This window comes from Lacicoccus qingdaonensis, assembly GCF_900101075.1.
GTDB lineage: Bacteria > Bacillota > Bacilli > Staphylococcales > Salinicoccaceae > Lacicoccus > Lacicoccus qingdaonensis.
The window spans coordinates 1-21178 of record NZ_FNFY01000009.1 but is presented as its reverse complement, the minus strand read 5'-3'; the positions used below and the strand labels follow the sequence as shown (position 1 = coordinate 21178).

Here is a 21178-nt window from a genome sequence, read left to right as displayed (position 1 = left end):
TAAGAGAAATCAGTTTTCTATCCGGAATATCAGTGAAAATCCGGATGGAAAGTGACCAAATTTGAATTCCATCCGGAATTCGAGTTTTTATCCGGACAGAAACAGCTCATTCATGGTTTCCATCCGGATGCTGAATACAAATTAAAAACCACACTAAAAGAGTCACCGGAATTTATTTTCTGGTGACTCTTTTTTATCTTTTACACAATTTTAACAAAATACACAGAATAATAAGATGATTAAATATATATTACGGCATACAGAGCCTTTGAACTGAGATGTTTTCGGACGGTGCGTATCCATGAATATAATTTTCCAGTACTCTACAGTACTACAATAATATGAATTACACAATAATTTATTTGAATATTAACAAACAATTAAAAATGGATTGATAGACTGAAATTACCCTGAGACTGCACGGGGTGAGGAGGTTGTAAATGGAAGTTCAATTCAATGATGTTTCGATGACGTACGATGGCAGCAGCAGGACTGTACTGAATGATATGAGTTTCACTATAGAAGATCATTCTCTAGTCTCCATTCTTGGACCTTCGGGATGTGGTAAATCTACGACTCTGATGCTGATTTCCGGCTTGCTTTTTCCAAGTGGCGGAAAGATCACATTTAATGATAGGGATGTTACGAGATTGGATGCAGTCTCACGTAAAGTGGGCATGGTGTTTCAAAATTATGCACTTTACCCCCATTTATCCGTGATCGACAATATTGCTTTCCCGCTGAAAATGGCGAAAGTATCCAAAAAAGAGCGTATGGAGACGGCACGTGAGTTTGCGGATCTTGTCCAGATTTCTGATCATTTGAATAAAAAACCGAATCAGTTATCAGGCGGACAGCAGCAGCGTGTGGCAATCGCACGTGCACTGGCGAAAAAACCGTCCATTCTCCTGATGGACGAACCACTGTCCAATCTGGATGCCAAATTACGTACAGTCATGCGGGAGGAAATCAGAAGGATTCAGCAGCAGACTGGTGTGACGACAGTATTTGTCACTCATGATCAGGCAGAAGCACTCAGCATCTCCGATAAAGTGATGGTTCTCGATCAGGGGGTTATACAGCAGAGCAGTACACCAATGGATTTATATGAAAATCCCCAAAATCTTTTTGTGGCGAAATTTCTGGGCAGCCCGTCGATTAACACATTTTCACTGGACCAGATAGCTGATGCATTGCCGGAGCGTCTGGTGGCACAACTTAAAAAGAAAGACGTCGAGACCATCGGCATCCGGCCGGAGTCGCTCACACAGACAGAACCTGGAGCAGGTCTCTTCACCGGTGAAGTTACACATATCGAGATTGTCGGGAAAGAACGCACAGTCAAGGTGAAGACCGCTGACGGTACAGAAGTTATCATCGCGGATATTCCGGTGGTGTTCGATGTAGGTGACCAAGTATCATTCGGTTCGAAACCTGCCAGCTTGTTTTACTTTGACAGCGAAGGGATTCGCATGGTGATCTCCGATGCAGAATAAGAAAACCTGGAAGGTGACCTTCAGAGCATTTCTGTATCTTCTGCCGATGCTTATCATCATAGGCGTTTTTAATATCTATCCGATATTTAAGTCATTTGCTATGGCTTTTTATGAAAACTACAATATGTTTTCTGGTGAAAATGACGGCTATACTCTGGAGAACTTCAACATATTGTTTTCAGATGAAGAGTTTCATGAAGCACTGACGAACACGTTTGTTTATGTACTGTTTGTCACGCCGATTTCAATTATCATTTCGTTATTCATCGCGATCATGCTGAATAACATAAAGTTTTTAAGACCGGTTTTCCAATCGATATACTTTTTGCCGTTTGTAACGAGTACAGTCGCAATATCGATTGTCTGGAGATGGCTGTATCATTCGAATTACGGACTGATCAATTATTTTCTGGGTCTTTTCGGTATAGAATCGATCAACTGGCTGACCAGCCCCGACTGGGCAATGCCGGCGGCGATTATCATGTCAATCTGGAAAAGTCTTGGATTTAACATACTGTTGTTCCTGGTCGGTCTCGGTACAATCAGTAAGACTTACTACAATGCAGCAAAAATAGACGGTGCATCAACGTGGCAGCGGTTCAGAAATATAACTGTCCCCTTACTCAGTCCGACAATATTTCTCGTGTCAATCATATCTTTCATCAACAACTTTAAAGTATTCGATGAAATCTATGCATTATTCAATGGACAGCCGGGGCCGTCGAACTCGACAATTACAGTCGTATACTATTTATATAAAAAGTTCTATACAGAATTTGACTACAGCGTCGCTGCAGCTTCGGGTATTGTATTATTTGTTATTATTCTGATATTTACGCTCGCCCAGTTATGGCTGAATAAGCGTTTTGTCCATTACAGATAGGAGGGAATCATGAAGTATCTGACAGGAAAAACGGCCACATACATACTGCTCGCCATCGGAGCGGTCACCATGATTATTCCATTCTACTGGATGATCGCAACATCGCTGAAAACTGCCGGACAGGCTGTAGCAATGCCGCCGGCCTGGATTCCAGACCCATTTCAGTTCGGCAACTATTTGGAAGCTTTTGAAGTGACTCCGTTTGGACAGTATTTATTCAACAGTGTCATAGTCACCGGTTTAAGCACATTCGGTGAAGCAATCACAGCAATTTTGGCAGCATTTGCATTTGCGAGGTTAAATTTTTATGGAAAAGATGTAATATTCGCTGTCTTACTGGCGACTATGATGGTGCCCGGGGAACTGTTCATCATTCCGAACTTTGTGACACTTGCAAATCTGGAGTGGATCAATACATATATGGCACTGATCGTCCCGTGGCTGGCAAGTGTATTCTCGGTATTTATAGTCAAACAGCAGTTTCAATCTGTTTCAGATGATTATTATTACGCGGCGAAGGTGGATGGATGTTCGGACTTCATGTTTTTGTGGAGGATCCTTGTTCCGATGAGTATGTCAGCCATTATCACAATGGTCGTATTGAAAGCAGTCGGATCATGGAATGCATTTTTATGGCCGCTCCTTGTAACGAACGATACATCGATGCGCACTTTGCCGGTCGGACTCCAGGCATTCACCACAGAAGCAGGCACACGCTTTGAATTATTAATGGCCGCCTCGACATTCGTCATTATACCAATGGTCATTTTCTACCTGATATTCCAGAAATATATCATTCGGGGCATTACAAATACAGGAACGAAAGGATAGTATTTAATGAATAAAAAACTATTATCATTTTTGATGTTGATCGTTGTCACTGTCGTACTCGCAGCATGTAATGGGGATTCCGGAAATTCAGACGGAGCGGGAGAAGAAAATGGAGACACAGGTGAAGCTTCTTCAGGAGATACGGAAGGCAGTGAAGATGGCGAAGCGTCAGATGACGGAACGGAAATTACTTTTTGGCATGCGATGAGCGGACCTCACCAGGACGCAATTACGGAACTGACGGATGCGTTCAACGAGTCACAGGATGATTATACAGTTGTTGAACAAAACCAGGGTGACTATGAAACATTGAATCAGAGCATCATGGCTTCAGGCGTTTCCGATGATCTTCCGACTCTTGCCCAGGCAACGTCATCCAATATACCGGACTGGGCGTCGAATGACCTGATTGTACCCCTTGATGACCTTTTATCCGAACACTTTGACCCGGAAATCCAGGAAGATATTTTCCAGGGCTTTCTTGAAGGTGCAACATACCAGGATGAAATTATGGCAATGCCGTTTTCCAAGTCTGTACGTGTACTTTATGTAAATGATGATATTGTTGAAGAACTTGGCGTGGAAGTTCCTGAAACATGGGAGGAAATCCAGGAAATCGGCAGTCAGATGTCTGAAGATGGTGATGAAAGATTCGCAATGGGTCTTGAAGCCACTGTTCATATGGAGCTTGAAACCATGGCGCGTCAAAATGGCGCGGAATGGATATCCGATGACTTGTCGACTGTGGATATCGGAGGCGAAGCAGCAGTGGAACCCATGCAGTTCATCGCGGATGGTGTGGAAGAAGGCTGGATGCGTACAGCAGGTGAAGATGGCTTCATGTCCGGCCCGTTCAGTCAGGGAGAAATTTTATTCTATATCGGTTCATCCGCAGGTCTTGCACACGTTGCACCGGCAGCCGAAGAAAATGATGTATCATGGTCCACTGCTGAACTTCCGGTGTATGGCGGTGGAGACCCGTTGACATTGCTGGCAGGAAATGACTTGACAGTGTTCTCGTCGGCATCTGATGAAGAGCAGCAGGGTGCAATGGCATTCATGGAATTTCTGCTGCAGCCTGAAAATACTGCGAAATGGGCAATGGACACAGGATATGTTCCTGTGACGAATGCAGGGGTTGAATCAGAAGATTACCAGGAATATCTTGAAGAAAATCCAAGAGCCGAAGCGGCTGCACTTGAAACTGAATATGCAACAGCTTCACCGCTGTTTGTCGGTTCGGGTGAATACTGGGATCTGATGACGCAGGCCCAGGACAACATGCTGATCGATGGTGAGGATGTCCAGGACACGATGCAGACACTTGAAGAAGAGACAGTTCAGATTATTGAAGAAAACAACTGATATTGTACAGGGGGCTGATTTCATGGAGCAAATCACTTTTTGGAGTGGACTCGATACCATCGGCTCCAACGTCTTTTCGCTTGATGATGGCAGGAACAGAGTCATCATGGATTTCGGAATGCCGGATGAACATGTTCCGGAAGGCATAAAAATTACAGAGATTGAGTATTTTATACGCCAAAAAAAACTGCCGGATATTCCATTTTTATACGATGGAGAAAGTCCTTATGATGATGCAGTGTTCATCAGCCATCTGCATATCGATCATATAGGCGGCCTGAAGTATCTGCCGAAAGATTTTCCAGTCTACATGTCAATGGAATCGAAGGTATTGTTTGATAATCTGGTGCATGCCGGAATGGAAGTATCCATCGAAGCCGAAATAATCGGCATACCTTTTGAACAGCCGGTATCAGTCGGTGATTATAAAGTGGTATTCATTGAAAACGACCACGATATAAAGGGTTCGGCCAGCATTCTGATCGACACCGGGGAAAGACGCATACTGCACAGCGGAGATATCAGGAAAAACGGCTATCATCCGAATAATGTCACCCGGGTAATAAAAAAATCTGCCCCTGTAGATTTGCTGTTGATCGAAGGTACGGAATTCAGCTTTATGGACGGACTGGATGCCGGCGCAGCACCTCAGAGAAAAGAAATCAATCTGCTTTTGGATTTAAAAAAAGAAATAGAGCAGAAAAAAGGTGCGGTGATCATCAACCCCTACCCAAGAAACATCGAAAGATTGATCCAGATTAACAATATGGCACTGGAGCAAGGAGTACCGATACTTTGGCAGCATGATACAGCAGTATTGTTATCCGCGTATACGAATCGTCAAGTATATAAAATCAGCGGGTATAATGAAAAACTGCCGCATATCGTGCATTTGGATCATGAGAACCTTGATCTGGCGGAGGAATACAAAGGCGGCATATATCTTCATATGAATGGTGTGCCTCTGGGTGATTATGACCCGAGATTCACACACTTGCAGAAAATTTTGGAAAAGCATGAAATCAAATATATCAATATCGGGGTGGGAGGCCATGCGTCTCCCGACGATATTATCGATATTGTGAATGATATCAACCCTGGGACAGTCATCCCCTGGCATACTTTTAAGCCTGAATTACAGGGCAGTATATTAAAAGAAAAAGGTCATAAAGTATTTTTGCCTGAAAGAGAAACTGCATATTCTCTGGAAGAACTTTTCAAATAACAAAATGCCTCCCACATCAGTTGATGCGGGAGGCATTTTGTATTATCAATTAAAACATTTCTGAAGCGACTTTTTGGTTTAAGAAGTTCAGCAGGTAGTCCGGGCTGCCTGTCTTCTGGTCTGTACCTGAAAGTTTGAAACCGCCGAATGGGTGGTAGCCAACTACAGCTGCAGTACAGCCGCGGTTCAGGTAAAGGTTGCCGACATCGAATTTGCGTACTGCCAGGTGCCAGTTTTCACGTGTATTCGTGATTACTGCGCCAGTCAGGCCGTATTCAGTGTTGTTTGCAACTTTAAGACCTTCGTCGAAGTCTTTGACTTTAGTGAAGCCGACAACAGGTCCGAAGATTTCTTCCTGCATGATTACAGCTTCAGGATCAAGGTCTGAGAAGATTGTAGGGTGTACAAAGAATCCGGTGGAGTCGTCTGTCTCTCCGCCAAATTCCAGTTTACCTTCTTTTTTACCTGTTTCGATATATTCTTTAATGTTGTTGAACTGTTTCTGGCTGACAACAGGCCCCATATCAGTGTTATCCACTGTGTTGCCTACAGTCAGTTTTTTAGCAAGTTCGATTGATCTTGCAAGTACTTCATCATGAACATCTTCGTGAACAACAGCACGTGAACATGCTGAACATTTCTGTCCTGAGAATCCGAAAGCTGAAGTGACGATGGATTCAGCCGCCACATCAAGGTCGGCATCTTTATCTACGATAATTGTATCTTTACCGCCCATTTCAGTAATTGTGCGTTTAAGGAAGTGCTGTCCTTCTTGAACAACCGCCGCTCTTTCAGTGATGCGGAGTCCAACGCCTTTAGAACCTGTAAATGTGATGAAGTGTGTCTTGTGGTGGTCTACCATGTAGTCACCGATATCTCTTGATGAACCAGGGACAAAGTTGACTACACCTGCAGGGAGTCCTGCTTCTTCAAGGACTTCCATCAGTTTATATGCAATCAGAGGAGTGTCTCCTGATGGTTTTAACAGTACTGTGTTACCTGCAACAACCGGTGCAAGTGTCGTACCTGCCATGATCGCGAATGGGAAATTCCAAGGTGAAATCGTTACACCGACACCCATTGGCTGATAGAAGTAGCTGTTCGTTTCACCTTCACGGTCAAGTGTCGGTTTACCGTCTGCCAATTCCACCATTGAGCGTGCATAGTATTCGATGAAGTCGATTGCTTCATTAGTATCTCCATCAGCTTCATTCCAAGGTTTACCTGCTTCGTATACCATCAGTGCGGAGAACTCATGTTTTCTCCGGCGGATGATTGCTGAAACTTTTAAAAGTAAGTCTGCACGTTCTTTTGCAGTCCACGCACTCCATGATTCAAATGCCTCTTCGGCAGCTTCGAAAGCCTGCTCGATGTGTTCAGGTTTCGCTTTTGAAACACGACCAAGAATCTGCTCTTTATCCGCAGGATTGATGACAGTTGTCTTATCATCTGTCATCACTTGTTTGCCACCGATGACGAGTGGACGTTCAACACCAAAGTCTTCCTTTACCTGCTCCAATGCTTGTTTGAATGCCTGCTTGTTTGATTCTTGTGTAAAATCAGTCGCAGCCTCTGCTTTGTAAGGCAATACCATTAAAAATTCCTCCTAAAAAATAAAATTATTGCGGGAAAACGCATATGACTATTCTACCCTAAAAAACCAGGATTATGCAAAAGAAAAGGCTTACATTTTAAAGTGGAAAATAGTCACAATATTCGTTAAACTGGAAGGGGATATAAAAGTATGGATTGCAAGGGAAAACGTGTGGAAATCAGGTATTCAGCGATGGAAGAGTATCCGGAAAGACGAGTGAAACAATGACCGAAGGGCAATCAAACGATCATGGCGGGAGACACCCGTCAAATATCAAATCAAGGTGATTTCAGAATGAATATTGAAGAAAGATATTTAAATACAGTCATTGAAAAATTTAAAGATGTTAAAAATCTCGGTGACAGGACGATTGAACAATTGACTGAGTCAGAACTGCAGTGGTCAATGAATGAGGAGTCAAACAGCATTGCAGTCATCATGAAACATTTGAGCGGCAATATGATTTCAAGATGGTCGGATTTTTTAACTTCAGACGGAGAAAAAGAATCGAGGGACAGAGATTCGGAATTCACAGATGACGGTGCATCCAGACAGGAAATGCTTGAACATTGGGAGCTCGGCTGGGAAACGCTTCTCGGCACATTATCAAATCTTGAAGGGGAAGACCTTCGAAAAACCGTCCGTATCAGAAGTGAAGAGCATGTTGTCATTGAAGCAATTGAAAGACAGATGTCCCACTATTCCTATCACATAGGACAGATTGTCTATATCGGCAAGCAGATCAAAGGCGACGATTTTGATACTTTGACGATACCGAAAGGGCAGTCGGAACAATACTTGAATAAGATGAAAAGGAAGTATGATAAATAACTGGTGGTGATAACCATGGATATCAATAAAGTGCTCGAGTACTTCAAAACCCATTACAACCATACGACTGTAAAAGAAGCGGCTCACTATTTCGGATACAGTGAGTCGCATTTTTACCGTGTTTTCAAAAAGGAGACCGGTGTGACGCCGCAGGACTATCTGGTGAGCCTGAAAGTACAGAACAGTGTAGAAGAACTTTTGAAGACGAACGCTTCCGTGCTCAATATCCAGTTGAAATCCGGTTACTTGAGCGAAGGCACTTTTACAAACAGAATCAAAAAATCGATGATACTGTCCCCGAAACAGCTGACGACGCAGTACAATAAGATTTACAGCGACTATAAACTGCATGAAGATGATGAGCTGATAGAAGAATCCTGCGAAGAAGCGGACCTTACCGTCCATCTGACATGTGAAGAACAATTTGAAGGCATCATATTCATCGGGCTGTTCAAAAAGCCGATACCGAACCAGTCTCCCGTCGTGGGCAAAGCGATATTGAAATTTGATAAAGAGCGGGATGTGTATTTTAATGATGTGCCGCCGGGCGGGTATTACTGTCTGGCATGTGTCATTCATAAGACTTACAACCCGCTCAAAATCTTTGTCCATAAAGATAATTTAAGAGGCAAAGTGGAAGGCAAAATGACTTTTCCCGGGAAATACAAGAAACATTTAAATTTACGGCTCCCGTTACCCGAAGATCCCCCGATCACTCTGAACCTGCCCCTGTTATTCATCAATATTTTAAAAGAAAGCAAAAGTGAATACAGGGCGGATTAGAATAATAAATCAACCGCGGATGATTATATAATCGAGTTGAATAAAATTCACAGGAGAGTTGGTGGGACACTTGGAAGGTAAAATAACCGGCAGCGGCAATATTGCGATCAAGATTCCGAAGTACAAGTATGATGACACCGTTCATTTTTACAAGAAAACGCTCAAATTGCCTTATCTGGGTTTCATGTCCGATTCCCATGCATTTCAGTTCGGAGAGATGACGTTGTGGCTGGACTGCATGGACAACTATTCACAGCAGGATGTGTGGCTGGAGCTTAAAGTGGACGACGTGACGGAAGCAGCAGAGTATTTCGAAACACATGGTGTCAGCCGGAGAGATGAAGTGGAGGTTCGTGAAAATTCGGACGGCTACTGGATTTCAGATCCGGCGGGTACGATTTTAAGAGTCAACAGTTAAGGGGGAATCATATGGTCAAGCATTATCAGTATTTTAATTTCCAGAATGCACGTGAAGCGATCGACTATTACAAGGACAACTTCAATGCGTCCCTGGTGTCCATCCAGATGATGGACGATGCGATGTTTGAGGACACATCAGAATTCAAGGATGTTCCGGCCGAAGTCAAAGAGAATTTCGTCATGAATGCCGAAATCGAGATTTTAGGGCACGGTTTCTTCATCAGTGATACTTGGAACGGAAAATCCATCAATAACGAAGGGGCGATGATGGCGTTCGTCTTCGATCTGGAAACCGAAAAGGAACAGATGGTCTCATTTTATGAACAGGCGGTCGCATCCGGAGTGGACGTACAGATGCCGAGGGATGAAACCGAGTGGACATCGATGTTCGCATCATTCAGGGACAAGTACGGCGTCAACTGGATGTTGAGCGGAGAGTAGGTAACTGTCAAACAGGCTGCAGATCTCAAACGGTCTGCAGTTTTTTATTCCATTAGATTAATATATGAACAGATGTTAATATATAGATGAATGAAAAATAAGAGGTGGGCATATGGATTATAAAAAATTGGATGCAGAGACGATAGATACGGTCACCCGGACGTTCAAAGCGCTCGGGGATCCGACAAGGATACGTATACTGACCTATCTGTTCAACAATGAACATTCAGTCGGCGATATTTCGGATACACTCGATATCAAGCAGTCGACGGTTTCCCACCAGCTGAAGACGCTTAAAAACTTAAGGCTGGTCAAATCCCGCAGGGACGGAACGACGATCTACTATTCCCACGATGACGCGCACGTCATGCTGATGCTGGATCAGATGATCAGTCATATAAAACACGATTAACCACTAATTTTCAGGAGGTGAGGCTATGAGCCACGATCACTCGCATAATACGAATAAAAAGACGCTTTTCATCGCATTTATCATCATTACATTCTTTATGATTGTAGAAGCCGTCGGCGGTTTTCTGACGAACAGTCTGGCACTGCTCGCGGATGCCGGGCATATGCTGAGCGATGCGATATCACTCGGTGTCGCGGTCGTCGCCCTGACGCTCGGGGAAAGGGTCGCGAACTACAGTAAGACATACGGATACAAGCGGTTTGAAATACTCGCCGCCGTCTTTAACGGTGTCACTTTAATACTCATTTCAGGGTTCATATTTTATGAAGCGATCGGCAGATTCCAGAATCCACCGGAAGTCGCATCATTCGGCATGCTGGGCATTGCAGCGATCGGTCTCGTTGTCAATATCGTTGTCGCATGGATGCTGATGAGAAGCGGCAGCACCCAGGATAACCTGAATATCAGAGCGGCATTCCTTCACGTGCTCGGCGACCTGCTCGGCTCCGTCGGTGCCATCGTTGCGGCGCTCCTGATGATATTCTTTAACTGGGGCATCGCCGATCCGCTTGCCAGTGTCATCGTCGCCGTACTCATCCTGATCAGCGGATGGCGGGTGACGAAAGATGCGCTCCATGTCCTGATGGAAGGGACACCGGTCAATGTAGACCTCGAAGATATCGTCAGCAGGATAAAGTCATTTGATGAAGTGAAAGGCATACATGACCTCCATGCATGGACAATCACAAGCGGTATGAACGCCCTGTCGGCACATGTCGTCGTTGACGGCAAAATGACAGTGCATGAAAGTCAGGCACTGCTGCATGAAATTGAAGAAGAACTGGAAGAGAACAATATCGGACACGTGACGATCCAGGTAGAATGTAAAGACCACAGTCACGATGAGGAAGTCATCTGTGACATGGCTTTCCAGACGGAATCCGGTCACCACCACGGTCACGCCCACTAAAAATAAAGGCTTATATCCCATTGAGAGGATTTAAGCCTTTTCGTTTATCAGTTTTATGATGAATGCCGCAGCGGATTTCAGTTCGTGAGAGGAATAGGGCAGTTGTTTTACCGATTCAGCCAAACAGCCTGCGAATGCATCCAAACCCATATTTTCAGATTCTATGAACGCCCTGTACCTGTCTTTTGTATAGCCGTCCAGATCGAAGTGGACCGCACCACGGTGATGAGCTGACTGAAGGACGACAAGCATGGTGAAATGGTTCAGGTAATAGATGGACAGTAACGGGTCTCCCATTTCATCCTGTGCGTAATTCGCAAGCAGATAATAGCATTTGACTGCTGTATATTTGTTTTCATGGTGGATATGGTCACGGGCTTTTTTCTCTAAAAACTTAACAGCGATATCATGATTGGCCAAATGATCATGTGACAGATAAAAGTCATATACTTCATGCAGATCGATATTGCCGTTGAAGTGGAAGAAGTCGATGAAATGTGTCTGCTGATAAAAATCCTCATGCCCGGCATTCACTTTGTATACATTCTTCAAAGGTACGGATGTAAAATCAATATCTTCTTCGTTCAGGATGATCCGCTCGACAAGTGACGGCTTATTGCCTGAAACCTTCAGACCGGCAGACTTCAGAATGATTTTCAGCTCGAATACCCTCAGCTTCCATAATGTCACATGCAGACTGTCATCTTCATAGATCACACCTTCATCCAGAAGGTGGCGGAGCAGCTGCACAGGATTCCTGTCATATTGACGGACCCAGAAATCGTATGTGTCCACTTCTTCTGTGGTCCTGTCCGTGATGTAATGCATGTACAGCACATCGACCGCATCCAGTTTCAAATTCATCACACCCTTGAAAAAACATATGTATTAAAAATAAAAGCACCGGCACGCGGTGCTTTTACATTCATGATTTATAGCCATACTCTTCTTTCTCGGATTCATAATCGTATTCACTTACAGCGGGGCCATTGCCCGCCGTATCTTTGTCTTTATCATTCTTTGAAGCGGTATAATCATATTCATCAGCGTTCTCTGTATCTTTAAGGGTGATGTCATTATCGGCTTCGACATCATCACGTTCCGAGTCCAGGGTGATGTCGTCCCGGATGGCACGGTCTGCCTGCTCTGCGTAGGTCGGGCCGCCGGGTCTGCTGCCGCCTGCTGCTTTAGCGGAAGCTTTGGAAGAATGGATGGAATCGAATCTGTCATCTTCGTCCGCCGTATGCAGTCTGGCACTTTCAGCATCCGAACCGTGGTCATATGATTTTCGGCCTGCAGATGCCGTGTTCCGGGCATCGAGCCTTTCATTCTGAGCGGCTTCATCCTCCATCGCCTGGGTGTCCTGCTGCTGGGTTTCATGATATTCACGGGGTTCATTCTGGACATCTCTTTTTTCATCCACCGCATGATTTTCCTTAAGCAATAAAATTTCCCGTCTGTCCAGGGCATGTTTGAAATGCTCTTTTTCACTGTCGGTGATGTCGAACGCGCCGAGAACTTTGTCTTTCGGATCATCATAGGAAAACATTGAAATGAATTTATCCCATGTCGTTCCTTCGGAATTTTTAAAGTTCACACTTCTGTACTTCAAATAGGCATCTTCAAGTTTCTGACTGGATATCACTGTAATATCTGATTCTTCAAAGCCTTCCGTACGCAGCTGTTCAATTCTTTCCATTACATCCTGTTCCGTGGCAAATTTTTCAAAGCGGCTCATTATCAACCCTCCAGGTTAATTAATATAGTGATACCGTTGTATCTTTTTACCCATTTTCACAACGCATAAACTTTGATGATATAAAAAAATTCCCCGGTACATCTATCCGGGGAACGGTTTTGTGATCAGCCCTGCCTGATTCCTTCTTCGTCTGCTTCAGGACTCATATTTACGACATTATCTTTGACTGTATGATACTGTTCTTCCTCTTCCTGCTCTTCCTGTTCCTCTTCGATGACTTCTTCCACTTTGGCATGCTGAATTTCTTCTTCTTCGAGATCGAGCGTTTCATCATACTGTGTGACATAAGTGCTCATATCAATGCGGTGAGTGTCACCGTCTGTTCTGATTTCATTGACGGGCGTCTCTTTATTCTCCACTGCTTCCGTAGTCACGGTGATACCGTCATACTCTTTTGTCAGTGTAGGACCTTCTGTGGTTACTATCATTTCATCCGACCCCTTTTCTTCATCATCTGAAATATTGTCAGTGTTATTTTCTGTGTCTTCGGCCGTTTCACTGGATTCTTCCATGGCAGTGTTCGTATCGTCTTCACTTGCCTCTTCTACTTCTTCGGCATGTGACAGACCTTTGACGAACAATAAAATACTGCCATCATCCAGAGCTTTGTCATATTTGGCTTTATCTGCTCCGGATAGATCGAGTTTGTCCATGACACGGTCGCTTGTGTCTTCATCACCGAATTTTGAAGCGAAACGGTCCCATAATGTACCATGGGATATTATGAAGTTGACAGACGTGTAGTAGATGATGGAGTGTTTGTCCGGACGGTCGTTTGCAACGACTGTGATATCTTCATCTTTTATATCATCAAGACGCAGCTGATCGATACGTCTGGACAACTGCTGTTCATCATCAAACACTTCAAACTTGCTCATTTACAGTCCTCCTGCTCATGCTTTTAATGTTATTATACAATATCATTCATATAAAATAATGCATCTTGTTTGTATGAAATGTTAACTTTGAGTGAACAAAGCAACTTTGGGCATTTTGCATCAGCCGATACGCTCGTTGTTCGAATGCCCCACACCGACGAGGTTTTTAATGTATGCCAGGTGTCTTTTACCAAGGTGGACGGCCATACCTGTCATGACAGCCAGCCATACACCCGCGGCTGCGAATATTGTAATGTATGGAATCAGCATTAAAAATTCCATTTCCAGCATGATGGACAGGTGGATTGTGCCTACGGTGTACATTGCGACAGGAAAGGCCATCGCCCACATTTCAGGTGTGTAGGAGAGCGGGTAGCGGCGCACGATATGGCGCCAGATGCCGAGCGTGATCAGCAGCGGCACCCACCAAGTGCCGAGCACCCAGAAAAATAAAGTGAATCCTTTAATGAAGATTTCAAGGTCCATGATGATGCCGGACCCCATGCCGTGAATCAAAAGTATCGAGCCGGCGAGTGTCGTAATCGCAAGTGCCCCCATATTGATCCAGTACGGCGGTTTTAATGATGTCTCTTCAATATGGACGAACATCAGCCTGTAAATTATAAAGGCGATGATATTCAGATACAGCATACATCCGAGCAGGAAATGACACAATGAGATAAAGAGAATAATCTCACCGAACATGCCCATACCCGGTGCAATCAGTGTTCCGAGGACAGCAATCGACTGAGTCGACACCACGACCAGCAGCCAGCCGCCGTTTATGGATTCGTCAATCATCGGCTTGACCTTTTTGACGATGATCAGTGTGAAAAAGGTGTACATCAGTATGATCCAGAGCAGAAATGCGATGCTCCAGAAGAAAAAGCCCCACACGATCAAGCCTTTGATGACCACGAGCTGTGTACCGAGCACTTCAGTGCCCGCGATCAAAGTGAAAAATCCGGGTCCTTTGCCGTGATCGGCGATATCCCGGATGAATTCATCCGTATTCAATAAAAGCCGGATGACATTCAGTGAGAGCAGAATGATATATATGAAAATGTTCAAGTAAATAAGCAGTTCAGCAGCGATCCCGAGACCCACATACCACAATGACAGTGACAGGGCGCCGGTTGCCATGACCATCGCAAAATAGCCCGGAAACAGATGGCGGGACTGGCGCTTTAAAAATTCCAGCAAAATATCCACTCTTTCTTATGTAATATATAAAAGGCAATCTATAATGATATATGAAAAAGTGAATTATTTCAACTTATGGAACTGGTCATTCATCACGATGCTCCACCTGACGTTCACGAGTCTCCTGGATCAGCCACTTGCTGTTCTTCTGTTCTTCGAGCCGTTTATTGTCTGCTTTGATACGGTCCAGGACCACCTGCATCTCTTCATTTTCAAGCAGATAATTTTCCTGTCGCAGCCGTTCCAGCTCAATCTCCTTGTCGATGTGATCGAGTTTTATCTTTTCCATCTTCCGCTTATGATGCATATAGTTGTTAATGACACCGGCCAGGATGCCGGCGAGGACGATGATCAGTATCCACATATTATCAGATCCTTTTTGTAAGGTTGCCGGAAATCGGCATTATTTCTTATTTTCACCGGCTGCTCCGAGCGCCACACCGATTGCCGCACCGATGGCTAGTCCGATGGCGATATTGTCCATGGCCACACCGAAAGTGACGCCGACGCCCATTCCAATCGCGATTCCGCTGCCCATGTTCGAAGAATTTTTCTTCTTATCCTTCTTTTCAGCCATTTTTTCCACCCCCGGAATCTTCATTGCTGCTATGCTGTCTGAGCTGGTTGATGATGACACCTGCAAGCACCCCGAACGAGATGCCGAATGCAACCCCGAGGCCGATATTATCGAAAAGCAGCATGCCGATGATTATGCCGAAAACCGGTCCGAACGATATGCCGAGGGCAATATCCGTCGCGAGCTTTTCATCCCCTCCGGTTTGTTCTTCGTTTCCTTTATCCTCTTTTTGTTTCTGTTCCTGGTTTTCAGACATTATGAACATCCCCCTAAAGAAACAATTTTCACTTTAATCATACCAAAAATATGTAAAATACTGAATTAATATAGAAGAAAAATATAATTACATCCGACTTTAGTATAAGGTTTGGAGCGGTTAAAGATGTATAATTAAAGTAAAAGGGGTGCAACGATGAAAAACGAGTTATTTCACAAAACAGCAGGCTGGATGAAAAGAAATACAAGACCGCTGGAATATGCAAGATGGGCGTATTTGTTTGAAGGAGGTTCCAAAGAAAAAGTAATCGATAATCTGAGTGCATTTCAAAACAGCGACGGTGGTTTCGCACATGGCTTAGAACCAGACTCTATGCTGCCGGAATCGAATGCAATCGATACGTGGGCAGCGTGCCAAATTTTGATGGAAGTGGATGCGTACGGCGATGATCCAATCGTCCGGGCTGCAATGGATTATTTAATGCAGTCCTATGACCGTGGGAATGCACTATGGAAGACGGTCGTTCCTGAACATAACAATTACCCTCATGCCCCGTGGTGGCATTACTCAGAAGATGCACAGGAAAACTGGATGTACAATCCGACTGTCGAGCTCGCCAGCTATCTCATCCACTGGTGCGAAGCGGACAGTGAGGCATATGAGTTGGGACTTGAAGTTATGGAACGGGCGACTATTCATTTGTTAAACAGTTCAGAGATGGATTTTCATGAAGTGAATAATTTTCAAAAAGCGTATGAAATCACAGGAGATGCGCCGAAAGAAGTCAGGGTGAAACTGAACGAATTGATAGAAGATTCCATGGACACAGATCCCAAATCATGGGGTAAGAGCTATAAACCACTGTCGCTTAATATGATATTCAGTAAAGAAGATGAGCTGTACGGGAAGTATGAAGATCTGATTGAAAAGAATGTCCGGTATTTGAAGGAAACCGTGAATTCCGAAGGAGTATGGGATATCACCTGGGAGTGGGGACAGTATATGGAAGATTATTATGTAGCAAGACAGCAGTGGAAAGGAATACTTGCTGTGGGGAATTATAAAAATTTGAAAAAGTTTGATTGAAAAGATATTTATATAAAATTCTGTTAACTTATATGGTAAAATATTGTAAATATCATTTTTATTAGGTGTGAATCTATGGAGCATTTACAGGATAATTTATTGAACGCATACGAACGTGGATTTATAGATCGATACACTGGTAAAGTATCTCATCATCCACCTGAACTGATTATAAATTCAAAAGACGAAAATGTACTCGCACCAATGCTGGACGCATTGGAATCATGTGAGTCTTTTGTCATTTCTGTTGCTTTTATTACTGAGGGCGGAATTGCTTCATTGAAAACTGCACTCTATGAATTAAACAAGCGCGGAGTACGAGGTAAGATTATTACTTCTACTTATTTAAATTTTAATAAACCTAAAGTTTTCAAAGAACTTTTGAAGATACCTAATCTGGATGTGAAGATAACAGATCAGGCTGGTTTTCATGCCAAAGGTTATATATTTGATAATAAAAGTTACTCAACGATGTTTATCGGCAGTTCCAATTTAACCGATGCAGCTCTGAAGAAAAATTATGAATATAACTTAAAGCTGACATCATTGGATAACGGTGAAGTCATTCAAAATTTTAAAGAGCAGTTCGATTCTCTTTGGGAGAATTCAACTAAGCTTTCAGAAGAGTGGGTCAGAGAGTATGAGTCATTGTATGTAGAACTGGATCATGACAATAAAGTGCTGCATCTTATCGAAAATAAGCGGCCGTATCGTTACACCAATAATAATCCTAAAGAAATAACACCAAATATAATGCAGCAGGAAGCACTGGAATCTTTAAAAAACTTACGATTAACCGGAGAGAAGAAGGGTCTTGTGGTATCTGCAACAGGTACGGGGAAAACTTATCTTTCAGCGTTTGATGTTAAGCAAGCTGAACCAAAAAGAGTTTTATTCATCGCTCACCGTGAACAGATATTACATAAATCACTTCAAGATTATCGTGATTTAATAGATTTACCTCCAGAACAGTTTGGAATTTATAGTGGCAGAGCGAAAGATAGGAACGCCAAATTTTTATTTGCCACAGTACAGACCTTATCCAGGCAAAATCATCTCTATCAGTTTAACCATGATGATTTTGATTATATTATTATCGATGAAGCCCATAGAAGTGGAGCAGAAACTTATAATAAAATCATGAATTATTTTAATCCGGACTTTATGCTGGGTATGACTGCAACTCCGGAGAGAACAGATAATACTGAGATATTCAGTTTATTTGATTACAACATTGCTTATGAAATCAGACTACAAAAGGCTTTGGAAGCAGAAATTTTGTCTCCATTTCATTATTTTGGTGTGACTGATCTGGAACATAACGGAAAGACAATTTCTGAAGATAGTGTGCTGACTGAGTTGATCCATGAAGACAGAATTGATCATATAATAGACAAACTCTATTATTACTCACATGCAGGTGAAAAGGTTCGTGGGTTGATGTTTGTATCAAACAGAAAAGAAGCAAAAAAGTTATCTGATCTGTTAAACGATAAAGGTTATAAAACAAAATCACTTACTGGCCTGGACGCTCAAGAAGATAGAGAAGAAGCGGTCAGACAGCTTGAAAATAACAGATTAGATTATCTGATTACCGTAGATATTTTTAACGAAGGTGTGGATATTCCTTCTGTAAATCAAGTTGTGATGCTGCGGCAGACAGAATCGAGTATTATTTTTGTACAGCAGCTTGGCAGAGGACTCAGGAAACATCCAGGGAAAGAATTCTTAACAGTTATCGATTTTATCGGTAATTATAAAAATAACTATTTGATTCCTGTCGCTTTGACCGGAGATAAATCTTTCAATAAAGATATAATGCGACGTAATATGATGAATCGGAATATGATTTCCGGAGAATCCACAATTAATTTTGAACGTATTGCACAAGATCGTATTTTTAAATCGATTTCTAATAATCGTGCGAGTGATCTGGTCAATTTAAGAAGAATGTATTTCTATACAAAAGATAAGCTGGGGCATATTCCGTCATTAGTGGATTTACATAATGACCAGGATGCCATGAGTCCGATGCTGGTGCTGAATAAGTTTAATCACTATCCAGAATTTCTTGGCAAGATGAAGGAAGAGATCGACTCACTGACAAATGGACAGGATAGAATATTAACTTTCCTGTCGAAAGAAATAGTCGATGGAAAAAGAGTGCAGGAAGTATTTTTATTAAAAGAATTACTTTCGAAAGGTACTGTAAATAAACCTGACTTCCAATTGGATATATACGAAAAAGGTTATTATATGACTGATGAGACAATGGATTCTATTTTAAGAATGATGACATTGGAGTTCTATACAAGTGCCTCAGTTAAGAAATATAAGTACCCATTAATTGAAGTAGAAGATTCCCAAATATCTTTAAGTAAAGAATTCAAAGATGCTCTGAAAGATGATTATTATGAAATGTTTATAAATGATCTATTGAATTTAGCAGAGCTTCAATCAGAGCAATATAATCAGCAGAAACCTCTGACATTAAATGAGAAGTACAGCAGGAAAGATGTTTGCCGGGTGATGAACTGGGAGAAAGATGAGTCGAGTACGATGTATGGATATAAAAATAAGCATAATACAGTTCCGATTTTTATTAATTACAATAAGAGTAAGAATATCGATGAATCAGTTAAATATAATGACAAATTTTTGGATTCACATGTATTTCAGTGGTTTACGAGGAAAGGCACTGATTTAAATTCTAAAATTAACAGAGAGATCATACGGGATTATAAAAATGACGACGTGACATTATATCTTTTTGTGAAGAAAGATGAAGAAGAAGTGGAACATTATTATTTGGGCGAAGTTGAAATTGATCTAAACTCAGCTGAAAATGTTAAAGATGGAATAGGAAACAATAGAGATAAAGTAGCAAAGATGAACTTTATATTGGAAAATCCTGTTGAGTACGGGATATTTAGGTATTTTGAGAGTCTTACTTAACATGTATTTTTCAAAAAGCTATATGGCCTGATCTTTTAATTTATTATATTTATTTTCTAAAAATATGAGTATTCAACTTTGAGATAGGGGATCGTACTGTAATTATATAAAATTTCTAGAAAAGAGGAAAAGGTATGGAGAAAAACGAATATCTTTCGGATATACCACCAAGAAATTTATATTACATGCTCACCTATGTCACAGGTTTTCCAAATCAAATTCATAAGATAGAGATAGCCAAAAATTATGATGGAGATTTTATTAATCTGCTGAGTAAAGTTATAATTCAAAAACTAGATACCCAAATTAAAAGAAGCGCTTCTGATAATTACCTAAAAGATCTTATAGAAAATGATGATATGCAAACTAAAATAATTGACTTTGAAGTGATACAGCAATCGAAAGATATAAACCCTCACTTTTCATATATGAATGACTTTTTGACTTATGATAATATTTATAACCAAATTATAAAACGAACAATAAATTTACTAATAAACTATAAAAATCTCAAGGATGAATATGAATGGGCTTTGGTAAAAATTTACAACCATCTAAGAGAAGTAAGTTATGTGAAAATTGACAACGAAGCTATTTTTGATGGGTTGATTATGCATAAATACAATAAGTCATATGAATATGTGTTGAAGTTATGTGAATTTATATGGTGTGAGCTTAATATCTCAGAGGCATATGGTAAGAGTAACTTTTTGGATTTAGAAGAGTCACCAGAAAAATTAAAGGAATTTATTCAAACATTTATAAAAGTATTTTACAGAGAAGAATCATTCAAAAACCTAAAGCCTGAATTAGTTGTTGATATTAGTACCATTGATTTTACGAAAGACTGGGATAATGTACATTTTCAATTAGCTAATATAATTGAACGATAAATTTATTTAATTGAATGAATTTCATAATTCTAACCCCATGTCTCCCAACAGTTTTGAGAGTTAAAAAAAGAAGCACCTCCCCAAATCTTGTATAATGGTAGTTGACGAACAAACCATAAAAAGACTGAAGGAGTGCTTCTTATGACCATTATACGACAACCAAGCTTATTTGGCATCCAGGAATTATATGACATGGCACCTCCCCAAAAATATGATGCCATTATTTCTACGATAAATTTGGATAAAATTTATCATGCAGTAACGAAAAAGTCCCGACTTGGTGCACCTGAAGAGTTGAACTATGCCGCCATGATTATTTCTATCTTTGTTAGATATGTTGAACGTATCCCGATGATAAA

23 protein-coding genes and 1 pseudogene are annotated in these 21178 nt (G+C 41.9%); 16 read left to right on the top strand and 8 right to left on the bottom strand.

The annotated features are described in order from the left end of the window. The first annotated feature begins 51 nt into the window (after positions 1–51). From BLR15_RS14380 to BLR15_RS06610, 6 genes are all read left to right on the top strand, one after another. Complete coding sequence (locus BLR15_RS14380; protein ID WP_281182363.1) at positions 52–186, top strand: hypothetical protein; 135 nt, start codon at positions 52–54, stop codon at positions 184–186. A gap of 254 nt (positions 187–440) precedes the next feature. Continuing rightward, positions 441–1496 carry an ABC transporter ATP-binding protein gene (locus tag BLR15_RS06630; protein ID WP_092985899.1) on the top strand — a complete coding sequence of 352 codons (1056 nt, stop codon included), beginning with the start codon at positions 441–443 and terminating at the stop codon, positions 1494–1496. Further along, entirely contained in the window at positions 1486–2379 is an 894-nt protein-coding gene (locus BLR15_RS06625) for a carbohydrate ABC transporter permease (protein WP_092985897.1), read from the top strand. The genes BLR15_RS06630 and BLR15_RS06625 overlap by 11 nt, the downstream gene beginning before the upstream one ends. Before the next feature lie 9 nt (positions 2380–2388). Further along, positions 2389–3210, top strand: a complete 822-nt coding sequence (locus tag BLR15_RS06620; RefSeq protein ID WP_092985895.1) for a carbohydrate ABC transporter permease — start codon at positions 2389–2391, stop codon at positions 3208–3210. Between the two features lie 6 nt (positions 3211–3216). Then, positions 3217–4575: an ABC transporter substrate-binding protein gene (locus tag BLR15_RS06615; protein WP_092985893.1), complete on the top strand. Its 1359-nt coding sequence runs from the start codon at positions 3217–3219 to the stop codon at positions 4573–4575. A 22-nt stretch (positions 4576–4597) separates the two neighbouring features. Further along, on the top strand, positions 4598–5800 hold the full coding sequence (locus tag BLR15_RS06610) for an MBL fold metallo-hydrolase (RefSeq protein WP_176754076.1): 1203 nt from the start codon (positions 4598–4600) through the stop codon (positions 5798–5800). A gap of 49 nt (positions 5801–5849) precedes the next feature. Here BLR15_RS06610 and pruA read toward each other — a convergent pair whose 3' ends face one another. Continuing rightward, a complete protein-coding gene (gene pruA, locus BLR15_RS06605) occupies positions 5850–7394 on the bottom strand; it encodes an L-glutamate gamma-semialdehyde dehydrogenase (RefSeq protein WP_092985889.1) in 1545 nt (514 codons plus the stop codon). 294 nt (positions 7395–7688) lie between these two features. Here pruA and BLR15_RS06600 point away from each other — a divergent pair, with 294 nt between their 5' ends. From BLR15_RS06600 to BLR15_RS06575, 6 genes are all read left to right on the top strand, one after another. Continuing rightward, positions 7689–8225: a DUF1572 family protein gene (locus BLR15_RS06600; RefSeq protein WP_092985887.1), complete on the top strand. Its 537-nt coding sequence runs from the start codon at positions 7689–7691 to the stop codon at positions 8223–8225. 15 nt (positions 8226–8240) lie between these two features. Then, positions 8241–9008, top strand: a complete 768-nt coding sequence (locus BLR15_RS06595; protein WP_092985885.1) for a helix-turn-helix transcriptional regulator — start codon at positions 8241–8243, stop codon at positions 9006–9008. Positions 9009–9069: 61 nt separating this feature from the next. Continuing rightward, positions 9070–9426 (top strand): VOC family protein, encoded by a 357-nt coding sequence (locus BLR15_RS06590; protein WP_092985883.1) that lies wholly within the window; start codon positions 9070–9072, stop codon positions 9424–9426. A gap of 11 nt (positions 9427–9437) precedes the next feature. Beyond that, positions 9438–9869: a VOC family protein gene (locus BLR15_RS06585; protein ID WP_092985881.1), complete on the top strand. Its 432-nt coding sequence runs from the start codon at positions 9438–9440 to the stop codon at positions 9867–9869. 112 nt (positions 9870–9981) lie between these two features. Continuing rightward, on the top strand, positions 9982–10281 hold the full coding sequence (locus BLR15_RS06580; protein ID WP_092985879.1) for an ArsR/SmtB family transcription factor: 300 nt from the start codon (positions 9982–9984) through the stop codon (positions 10279–10281). Between the two features lie 25 nt (positions 10282–10306). After that, positions 10307–11251: a cation diffusion facilitator family transporter gene (locus BLR15_RS06575; protein WP_092985877.1), complete on the top strand. Its 945-nt coding sequence runs from the start codon at positions 10307–10309 to the stop codon at positions 11249–11251. A 30-nt stretch (positions 11252–11281) separates the two neighbouring features. Here BLR15_RS06575 and BLR15_RS06570 read toward each other — a convergent pair whose 3' ends face one another. The 7 genes from BLR15_RS06570 to BLR15_RS06545 form a co-directional block, all read right to left on the bottom strand. Then, a complete protein-coding gene (locus BLR15_RS06570) occupies positions 11282–12109 on the bottom strand; it encodes an SAP domain-containing protein (RefSeq protein ID WP_092985875.1) in 828 nt (275 codons plus the stop codon). Positions 12110–12176: 67 nt separating this feature from the next. Then, on the bottom strand, positions 12177–12989 hold the full coding sequence (locus BLR15_RS06565) for a general stress protein (RefSeq protein ID WP_092985873.1): 813 nt from the start codon (positions 12987–12989) through the stop codon (positions 12177–12179). A gap of 125 nt (positions 12990–13114) precedes the next feature. Next, positions 13115–13888 (bottom strand): general stress protein, encoded by a 774-nt coding sequence (locus BLR15_RS06560; RefSeq protein WP_092985871.1) that lies wholly within the window; start codon positions 13886–13888, stop codon positions 13115–13117. Positions 13889–14008: 120 nt separating this feature from the next. Further along, complete coding sequence (locus tag BLR15_RS06555; RefSeq protein ID WP_092985869.1) at positions 14009–15091, bottom strand: tellurite resistance/C4-dicarboxylate transporter family protein; 1083 nt, start codon at positions 15089–15091, stop codon at positions 14009–14011. Positions 15092–15176: 85 nt separating this feature from the next. Next, entirely contained in the window at positions 15177–15455 is a 279-nt protein-coding gene (locus BLR15_RS06550) for a hypothetical protein (RefSeq protein ID WP_092985867.1), read from the bottom strand. Positions 15456–15494: 39 nt separating this feature from the next. Then, positions 15495–15668 carry a glycine zipper domain-containing protein gene (locus BLR15_RS14000; protein WP_176754075.1) on the bottom strand — a complete coding sequence of 58 codons (174 nt, stop codon included), beginning with the start codon at positions 15666–15668 and terminating at the stop codon, positions 15495–15497. After that, on the bottom strand, positions 15661–15924 hold the full coding sequence (locus tag BLR15_RS06545; protein WP_218118661.1) for a glycine zipper domain-containing protein: 264 nt from the start codon (positions 15922–15924) through the stop codon (positions 15661–15663). Before BLR15_RS06545 ends, BLR15_RS14000 begins: the two co-directional genes overlap by 8 nt. 156 nt (positions 15925–16080) lie before the next feature. On the opposite strand from BLR15_RS06545, the gene BLR15_RS06540 reads away from it, so the two are divergent. The 4 genes and pseudogenes from BLR15_RS06540 to BLR15_RS06525 all read left to right on the top strand — a co-directional run. After that, complete coding sequence (locus BLR15_RS06540) at positions 16081–16971, top strand: hypothetical protein (RefSeq protein ID WP_092985865.1); 891 nt, start codon at positions 16081–16083, stop codon at positions 16969–16971. Between the two features lie 75 nt (positions 16972–17046). Next, positions 17047–19926 (top strand): DUF3427 domain-containing protein, encoded by a 2880-nt coding sequence (locus BLR15_RS06535; RefSeq protein ID WP_092985863.1) that lies wholly within the window; start codon positions 17047–17049, stop codon positions 19924–19926. Between the two features lie 134 nt (positions 19927–20060). Next, on the top strand, positions 20061–20819 hold the full coding sequence (locus BLR15_RS06530; protein WP_092985861.1) for a 5-methylcytosine restriction system specificity protein McrC: 759 nt from the start codon (positions 20061–20063) through the stop codon (positions 20817–20819). A 141-nt stretch (positions 20820–20960) separates the two neighbouring features. Then, positions 20961–21178: pseudogene (locus tag BLR15_RS06525) on the top strand (IS5/IS1182 family transposase); the annotation flags it as partial.